Source organism: Acidovorax soli, from assembly GCF_014207955.1.
Taxonomy (GTDB): Bacteria; Pseudomonadota; Gammaproteobacteria; order Burkholderiales; family Burkholderiaceae_C; genus Acidovorax; species Acidovorax soli_A.
In genome coordinates, this window is record NZ_JACHLK010000028.1 from 32,883 (window position 1) to 40,826 (window position 7,944).

6 protein-coding genes are annotated in these 7,944 nt (G+C 71.7%); 3 read left to right on the forward strand and 3 right to left on the reverse strand.

The annotated features are described in order from the left end of the window. A complete protein-coding gene (locus HNP48_RS33860) occupies positions 1 to 690 on the forward strand; it encodes a response regulator transcription factor (protein ID WP_184865790.1) in 690 nt (229 codons plus the stop codon). After that, positions 690 to 2,141 (forward strand): sensor histidine kinase, encoded by a 1,452-nt coding sequence (locus HNP48_RS33865; RefSeq protein WP_184865792.1) that lies wholly within the window; start codon positions 690 to 692, stop codon positions 2,139 to 2,141. The genes HNP48_RS33860 and HNP48_RS33865 overlap by 1 nt, the downstream gene beginning before the upstream one ends. 12 nt (positions 2,142 to 2,153) lie before the next feature. On the opposite strand, the gene HNP48_RS33870 is transcribed toward HNP48_RS33865, so the two are convergent. The 3 genes from HNP48_RS33870 to HNP48_RS33880 form a co-directional block, all read right to left on the reverse strand. Further along, complete coding sequence (locus HNP48_RS33870) at positions 2,154 to 2,600, reverse strand: VOC family protein (protein WP_184865794.1); 447 nt, start codon at positions 2,598 to 2,600, stop codon at positions 2,154 to 2,156. A 100-nt stretch (positions 2,601 to 2,700) separates the two neighbouring features. Beyond that, a complete protein-coding gene (locus HNP48_RS33875; RefSeq protein ID WP_184865796.1) occupies positions 2,701 to 3,522 on the reverse strand; it encodes an AraC family transcriptional regulator in 822 nt (273 codons plus the stop codon). Between the two features lie 50 nt (positions 3,523 to 3,572). Beyond that, positions 3,573 to 3,860 (reverse strand): hypothetical protein, encoded by a 288-nt coding sequence (locus HNP48_RS33880; RefSeq protein WP_184865798.1) that lies wholly within the window; start codon positions 3,858 to 3,860, stop codon positions 3,573 to 3,575. A gap of 431 nt (positions 3,861 to 4,291) precedes the next feature. Here HNP48_RS33880 and HNP48_RS33885 point away from each other — a divergent pair, with 431 nt between their 5' ends. Then, on the forward strand, positions 4,292 to 7,669 hold the full coding sequence (locus tag HNP48_RS33885) for a choice-of-anchor Q domain-containing protein (RefSeq protein ID WP_184865800.1): 3,378 nt from the start codon (positions 4,292 to 4,294) through the stop codon (positions 7,667 to 7,669). Positions 7,670 to 7,944: the final 275 nt, after the last annotated feature.

Sequence of the window (7,944 nt, forward strand, 5' to 3'; positions counted from 1 at the left end):
ATGCGTGTGTTGGTTGTGGAAGACGATGAGGCGCTGGCCGGCCAACTGCGGCAGGCGCTGGAGGCGGCGGGCTTTGCCGTGGATGTGGAGCACGATGGCGAGGCCGCGTCTTTCGCCGGCACGGCCGAGGCCTACAGCGCTGCGGTGCTGGACCTGGGCCTGCCGCGCAAGGACGGGCTGAGCGTGCTGCGCGACTGGCGCGAGGCCGGCTGCGGCTGGCCGGTGCTGGTGCTGACGGCGCGCAACCGCTGGAGCGACAAGCTCGCCGGCTTCAACGCCGGGGCCGACGATTACCTGACCAAGCCCTTTTTGATGGACGAGGTGGTGCTGCGCCTGCGCGCCATGCTGCGGCGCACGGCGGGCGTGGCCGCCAGCGTGCTGCGTGCCGGCCCGCTGGAGTACGACGTGGTGCAGGGCCGTTTCGCGCTGCAGGGCCAGGGCCTGCAGCTCACGGCGCAGGAGCACCGCATCCTGGCCTACTTCATGCACCACCCGGGGCGGCTGCTCACGCGTGGCGACATCAGCGAGCATGTGTACGCGCGCGACCTGGACCCGGACTCGAACACGCTGGACGTGCTGATCGGCCGCATACGGCGCAAGCTCGGCGGCGCGCCGCGGCTGGTGACCGAGCGCGGCCAGGGCTTTCGGCTGGAGGCCGGGCCCGAGGATGCCGCCGGGGGGCCGGCCTGATGGCGCTGGCCCAGCGCCTGGCGTTGCAACTGGCGCAGTGGCCCATGGCCACGCGCATCGTGCTGCTGGCCCTGGTGCCCATGCTGGTGCTGGTGGGCGCGGGCGGCTGGTGGCTGCGCGTGCAGATGCACCAGAGCCTGCTGGCCAGCTTCGAGCAGGTGCTGCGCGACAAGGCCCAGCGCGTGGGCGCGCGGCTGCTGGTGGGCCCGCAGGGCGCTGGCCTGCGCGAGCAGGCGGGCGCGGTGGACGAGTTCAGCGCCATCTACGGCGGCTGGTACTGGCGGGCGCAGGCCGGCAAGCAGGTGCTGCGCTCGCGCTCGCTGTGGGACATGGACGCACCGCCCACCGCAGCCGCCGGGCCCGCGCGCGGCGCGCCCGTGCTGCACCTGGCCACGGGGCCGATGCAGGAGCCGTTGCTGGCCTACACCAGCGCCGTGCAGATCGGGCCGCCTGCGGTTGAAGCGACGCTGGTGGTCTACGGCCCGGCCGCGCAGCTGCAGGACAGCATGCGCCAGATCGACCGCACCCTGGTGCTGGCCGCCCTGGCGCTGATGGCCCTGGCCGGCGCCCTGGCCTGGCTGCAGGTGCGCGTGGGCCTGGCGCCGCTGCGCCGGCTGGAGGCACTGCTGGCGGCCCTGCGCGCGCCCCAGGGCCCGGGCGCCGATGTGGCGCAGCACCTGGCCGCCCCCACCGGGCGCGACCTGCAGCCTTTGCAGGCCGAGCTGGCCGGCCTGCTGGCGCACAACGCCCATGTGGTGGCGCGCGCCCGCGCGCATGCGGTGGACCTGAACCACGCCCTCAAGAAGCCCCTGGCCCTGCTCAGCGCCCAGGCCAGCGCGCAGGCGCTGGTGCCCGCTGCCGAGGTGCAGCGCCAGGTGGCCGCCATGGCCCAGCTGGTGGACCGCTACCAGGCCCGCACCCTGAGCGATGCGCTGCATGCCCACCCGGGCGCTGCCGGCCCGGCGGTGGATGTGCGCGAGTGCGCGGGCCAGGTGCTGCAGATGATGCAGCGCCTGCATGCCGCGCAGGAGCTTGTTTGGGCGCTGGATGATGGCCAGGCCCCGGCCGGCCCGCTGCGCTGGCGCGGCGAGCGCGCCGACCTGGAGGAGGTGCTGGGCAACCTGCTGGACAACGCGGGCAAATGGGCGGCATCGGAGGTGCGCCTGTCGCTGGGCGTGCAGGCTGCCGGGCATGTGGATGGGCAGGGCGCCGAGGGCCCGGCCCTGGTGCTGCAGGTGGAAGACGATGGTCCGGGCATGACGCCCGCGCAGCTGCAGGCGGCAGGCCAGCGTGGCCTGCGCTTTGATGAAACGGTGCAGGGCAGCGGCCTGGGGCTGGCCATTGCGGGCCAGATCGCCCAGGCCTATGGCGGGCGGCTGGCGCTGGGCAAGAGCAGTGGCCTGCGCGGGCTGCAGGTGCGTGTGGAGTTGCGCGGCCTGGTGACGGCTTGAGGGTGCGAAGGCTCAGCCGCCTTGGGCCATGAGCGCGTCGTAGCGGCGCTGCATCTCCTGGGGCTCGACCTGCTCGATCGAGTGGCCGATGTTCCAGCGGTGGCCAAAGGGGTCGCGCACCACGCCGGAGCGCTCGCCGAAGAACTGGTCCTGTGCCTCCCGCTCCAATGTGGCACCCAGGGCCAGGGCGCGGGCGATCACGGCGTCGGCATTGTCCACGTGGATGTGCAGCGACACGCTGGTCGGGTTGCCGGGGCGCGGGCCGTGGATGCCGCACTCGGGGTATTCGTCGCTCACCATCAGCGTGGTGCCGCCGAAGTCGAGCTCGGCATGGCCCAGCCGGCCCGTGGGCGGCTCGGTCAGGCGGAACAGTTCGCGCGCGCCGAAGGCTTCTTCGTAGAAGCGGATGGCGGCCGCGCCGTCGGCGACATGCAGGTAGGGAAAGAGTTCGTGGACCATGGGGACATCTCCTGGTGGGTGGTTGGTGTGCTGTCCCACTGTAGGCCCCGTGGCCGGCGGCGTCTTGAAGAAAATTGACCTGGCGGGGGGGCTTCGGGTTTCAGCCGGTGCGCACGTGGTTGCGCTGCGCTGGCGCGGCGCGCAGCCAGTCGATGGGGGTGACGCCGGTGAGTGCGCGGAACTCGCGCGTGAAATGCGCCTGGTCGGCAAAGCCGGCATCGGCGGCAATGCCGGCGGGCTGCGGGGCCGGTGCCTGCAGCGCGGCCAGCGCCAGCTGCAGCCGCAAGACCCGGGCATGCTGCTTGGGCGCCAGGCCGGTGGCGTCGCGAAAGCGCGCGATCAGGTGGCGGTGGCTCAGGCCGCTGGCCTGCACGGCCTGCTGCACCGGGGCGCCCGTGTGCAGGCTGGCCAGGGCGGCGGCGATGGCCGGGTGCAGGCCGCGCACGGTGCGGGCCATGCGGGCCAGCAGCCAGGTTTCGAGCACGCGCAGGCAGGCCTCGGGGTCGCTCTGCGCCTGCAGGCGCTCCATCAGCTCCGCCACCGCGCCCGGCCCGCACACATCGGCCAGCGGGGTGTGGCGCTCGGCCAGGTCGGCCGCACTGGTGCGCAGCAGGGCGCCTGCAGCGCCGGGTTCGAGCTGGGCCCCGACCGACCAGCCGTGCGTGCCGGCCTGCTTGGCGTAGTAGCCGGCCCGGGCACCGCCCACCACGGCCGGGCCGGGGGACCAGGCCTGGGCGCCATGCGGCGCATCGCCTGCCGGCAGCAGTTGCAGCGGCGGCCCGCCCCAGCGCAGGGCCAGGTGCATGTGGCCGGTGGGCAGCACATGCTCGCGCCCGGGCCGGGCGAGCGCCGGCGGTGTGAAACCCGCCCAGAGCAGGCGCACAAAGGGGCGCAGCGGGGCGATGGGCGGGCGGGCAAGCATGGGTGGTGCAGCCCTGTGGGTGGTTCAGTGCCTTGGGCGCGGCGTCGCCGTCACACCTTGAAGCGGCGGGCCTGCAGGGCGGCAGCGTAGTCGGCCACCACGCGGGCCAGGGCGCCTTTTTCGTTGGCCTCGAGCGCGGTGCGCTCCTGGAACAGCTTGCTGCGCTCGGCCACCAGGCGCTCCATCTTGGCGGTGTCGGGGTTGGGGCGGTTGCTCTCGTACTGGATCTCGGCGACCACGGCCGCCAGCCAGGCAGCAAGGCAGGCGCTGGCGGCCTGTTGGTGGCTGGGGGCGGCGGTGGTGCTTGTCTGGGGCGCGGGCTGGGCGGCGGTCGTCATCGTCATGGCTCCTGGGTGGTCTTGTGGGAGGACCCTCATGTCCCCCGTGGCCTGACTGTAACGCGGGATGGTGCAAAAGCCGGCGCTGCGGGGCTGCGATCGTGGAAAACGCAACCTCGGGCGTAATCGGTGCGCAACACGGTTGTTTCTTTGGGCTCTGTGTTGGCGCCGGCCGTTTTCGACGGCGCATTCCGATCGCCCCACTGCGGGGGTGAAGCGCCTTGCCGTCGACGCACTTCATTTCTGGCAATGATCTGTAACCAACTGTAGGATAGGGCGGTTTGCACGCGGCCGCATGGCGGTGCACTGCCGCGGGTGTGGTTGCGTTCGTGCGGTCCTGGATGCAGGCTGCGGCCCATTCCAAGCCCCATGGCCCATGGCTCGCCGGCATGGCCAGCAGCAACGGATTGTCCAAGAGAATTTTCACCACCATGTCCCGACTTCCTGCCCGACACACGACGACCCTGCGCCTGCGCCATTGGCTGGTGCCCTTGCTGCTGCTGGCGGCAGCGGCCGGCAGTGCCCAGGCCGCCATCTGCCGCGCAGCGCCCACGGCCAGTGGTGCCGCCGATGGCAGCACCTGGGCCGATGCGATGACCCTGCCCGCCGCGCTGGCGGCCAGTGGCTGCGATGAGATCTGGCTGCGCCAGGGCCTGTACAAGCCCGGCGGCGCGCGCACCGACAGCTTTGGGATCAACCGGCCACTGCAGTTGTATGGCGGCTTTGCCGGCGGCGAGACGCTGCGCGCGCAACGCAATACCAACAGCCGGCTGACGGTGCTGTCGGGCGACATCGGCGGGGACGACACGGCCGATGCCAACGGCATCGTGCTGGACGCCAGCAGCATCACCGGCAACAACAGCTACAACGTGGTGCGCATCGGCACCTACGGCGGCCCGGGCAATGGCAGCTATACCCCGGCCAACACGGTGATCGACGGGCTGAGCATCACCGCCGGCCACGCGAATGACACGACCGTCCGTGGCGGTGGCGGCCTGTACTGCAATGGCTCGGGCGCCGGCAGGGTCTGCAGCCCGCGCATTGCCAATGTCACCTTCAGCGGCAACCGCGCCTGGATCAACGGGGGGGCAATCTATGCCCATGCCGATGACGGTGGCACCAGCAGCCCCGAGATCAGCCGCAGCAGCTTCAGCGGCAACCGCTCCGACAACCAGGGTGGGGCCATCATGCTGCTGGCGGTGGATGGCGGTACGGTGAGCGCCAGCCTGCGCGACTCGACGTTTTCCGGCAATGGGGCCAACAGCGGCGGGGCGGTCTTCGTGCAGGTCTCGGGCGCTGGCACCAGCACCACCACGGTCGCGCACAGCGCGTTCATCGGCAATACGGCGACGACCTTTGGCGGAGCGATCACTGCGAGCAGCAGCACCCAGCTGGCCGTCCAGTCCTCGGTTCTGTGGGGCAACAGCGCCGCAACGTCCGGCGCTTCCATACACACGGATGGGACACTTGACCCCCTGGACGGCAATCTGTTGGAAAACGGTTGCTCCGGCGTCAATGTCACCAGCGGGTCCTGCACCGGCAGCCCGCTGACCGCAGATCCGCTGCTGGGCGCGCTGGCTGATAACGGCGGCCCGACCTGGTCGCGCCTGCCCGGCGCGGGCAGCCCGCTGCTGGCTGCGGCCACCTGCAGTGCAGGCGCGACCGACCAGCGCGGCGTGGCCCGGCCCACGGGCGCGGGCGCCTGCGCGATCGGCCCGGTGGAAGTGCTGGCCAGCCTGCCTGCCGACCCGGGCCTCTTCACCGCCAGCAGCGGGCAGGTGCGCCAGGTCACCCTGTCCTGGGACGCCACCGCGGGTGCTGTGGACTATGTGGTTACGCGCGATGGCGGCACGGCGGCCTGCACCACCTCGGCCACCTCGTGCGTGGTCACGGGCCTGGGCAATGGCGCGAGCCCCAACTTCAGCCTGGTGGCGCGCAATGAGGCGGGCACCAGCGCCACGCCGCAACTGACCTCGGGCTCCACCCTGGCGCTGCCGGCCGCTGCCAGCGGCCTGGTGGCCACCCCGGGCGTGCGCCAGATCACGCTGACATGGGCCGCGTCTGGCGGGGCCGACCGTTATGTGGTCACCGACACCACGGGTGGCGGCAGCACCGAGGTGTGCAACACCACCAGCCTGGGCTGCATTGTCGGCAGCCTGGCCAATGGCGCCAGCTACGACCTGCGCCTGGTGGCACGCAATGCGGCGGGCGACAGCGCCACGCCGGCCACCACCACGGCCGCCACCTTCGCGCTGCCCGGCGCACCAGCCACTGCCTCGGCCGTGGCGGGCGAGGGGCAGGCCACCATCAGCTGGACGGCCCCGGCCGCGCTGGGGGGCGGCAGCCTCACGCACTACAGCGTGAGCGGCAGCCCCGGGGGCAGCTGCACGCCGGGCCTGGCGCTCACCTGCACCATCACCGGGCTGGCGGCGGGCGTGGCGCATACCTTCACGGTCACGGCCACCACCACGGTGGGCACGGGCGTGGGCCGGACCGCTTCGGCCACGCCGTATGCGCCAGCGCCTGCGGGCCCCAGCGAGACCAGCGTCACCGGCCCCGGCGTGGTGACCATCACCGATCCCTCGCTGCCCATCGTGGTCGGCCCCGGTGGCGCTGGCGCCACCCTGGTGCTGCCGGGCACCGGCACCACGCCGGTGGTGCTGCAGATCGTGGTCAACGGCCAGCCCCTGGCCGTCACGGCGCTGCCGGGCACGCAACTGCAAGTAGTCCAGGTCAACGGCCAGAGCGTGCTGGTGCTGGTGGTGTTGCAGGGCGCTGCGTCCATGGCCAGCAGCAGCGCGGGCCAGCCCATGGCCCTGGCTGGCACGGTGCTGCTCAGCTCGGGTGTGGCGGGCACGCGCATCGACGCGCAGCCGCTGACCGTGGCCGTGGTCAGCGGTTCGCTGGTGCCGCCTGCTGGTGTACTGCCCGAACTGGGGGGCAAGGGCCTGCTGGCGGGTGAGCGCCTGTTGGTGGATGCGCAGGGCCGGCTCGTGACCATCTCGCTGGGCTCGATTGCGGGCGATGCGCAGCAGGTGGGCGATGCCATGGGGTTCAGCAACCTGCCGGCTGCGATCACGGTGGAGGCCAAGGCCTTTGCCCGCCTGGGCGGCCCGGTGGCACGCCTGGCTGGCGCGAACCTGGCCCAGGGCCTGGAGACCGCGCCCACCGGTGTGGTGCTGGTGCGCGATGGTGCCCAGGTCTTCCAACTGCTGCCCGTGCTGCCCGTCACCGTCGACGCGCGCCTGCCCGATGGCCTGTCGTTCACACCCCTGGGCCTGCTGCGCTGGGTGCGCGGTGGTGTGGTGGTGCAGTTCGCGCCGGCTGTGGCGGACCTGGCCGGCCTGGCCAGTGCGGTGGCGGCGGTGCTGCCGGATGCCAGGATCAAGCTGGGTGCCGAGGGCGTGCTGCAGTTGGCCACTGGCGGCCAGACCTATGTGCTCAGGCCCGACTGGACCGGCGCTGGTACCGCTGCGGGCGCACCGCGCATCGGTGTGGACGGGCAGGGGCGCATTGTGTTCCAGATCGGCAATGGCGCTGGGCAGTTGCTGCTGCCATCGCTGCTGAACGCCACGCAGGCCAATGGGATCTTCACCGCTGCGATACCCGGCGCCACGCTGGCTGTGCAGCCGGGCAGCAGCGACGGGGCATTCACGCTCACGCTGGGCGGCCAGGTGTGGCGCCTGGTGCCGCTGTGGGTGCTGCCTGCTGGCAACGATGCGGGGCAGACGGTTCCGTGGCGCATGGGGAGTGATGGGGTGCTGTATCTGAAGTTGGGGACGCAGGTGCAGGGGGTGGTGTTGGATTGAGCGGGCTTCTTTCTGTGCTCTTTCTGTGCAGTTGAAGTGTTGTTGTTGATGGTTGCTGTTTGCCTGGTTTGAGGGCGGGGGCCGGGATGTGCGCCCGGCGGCGCACCTACTTTCTTTTTGCGCAAAAAGAAAGTAGGCAAAGAAAAGGCGCCCCGCTGTCTGCGTCCCTCCGCTTCGCTACGGGCAACCTGCGATGCTCGGTCCTGGGGTGGCGTCGCGGAACTCGCTTCGTTCTTCGAACTCCGCTCAAACATCCGCGACGAGTCAGCGAAGTA

Bases quoted from the DNA above. Each gene is read 5' to 3' on its own strand.
- HNP48_RS33860 (WP_184865790.1), top strand. From the start codon at position 1: ATGCGTGTGTTGGTTGTGGAAGACGATGAGGCGCTGGCCGGCCAACTG.
- HNP48_RS33865 (WP_184865792.1), top strand. From the start codon at position 690: ATGGCGCTGGCCCAGCGCCTGGCGTTGCAACTGGCGCAGTGGCCCATG.
- HNP48_RS33870 (WP_184865794.1), bottom strand. From the start codon at position 2,600: ATGGTCCACGAACTCTTTCCCTACCTGCATGTCGCCGACGGCGCGGCC.
- HNP48_RS33875 (WP_184865796.1), bottom strand. From the start codon at position 3,522: ATGCTTGCCCGCCCGCCCATCGCCCCGCTGCGCCCCTTTGTGCGCCTG.
- HNP48_RS33880 (WP_184865798.1), bottom strand. From the start codon at position 3,860: ATGACGACCGCCGCCCAGCCCGCGCCCCAGACAAGCACCACCGCCGCC.
- HNP48_RS33885 (WP_184865800.1), top strand. From the start codon at position 4,292: ATGTCCCGACTTCCTGCCCGACACACGACGACCCTGCGCCTGCGCCAT.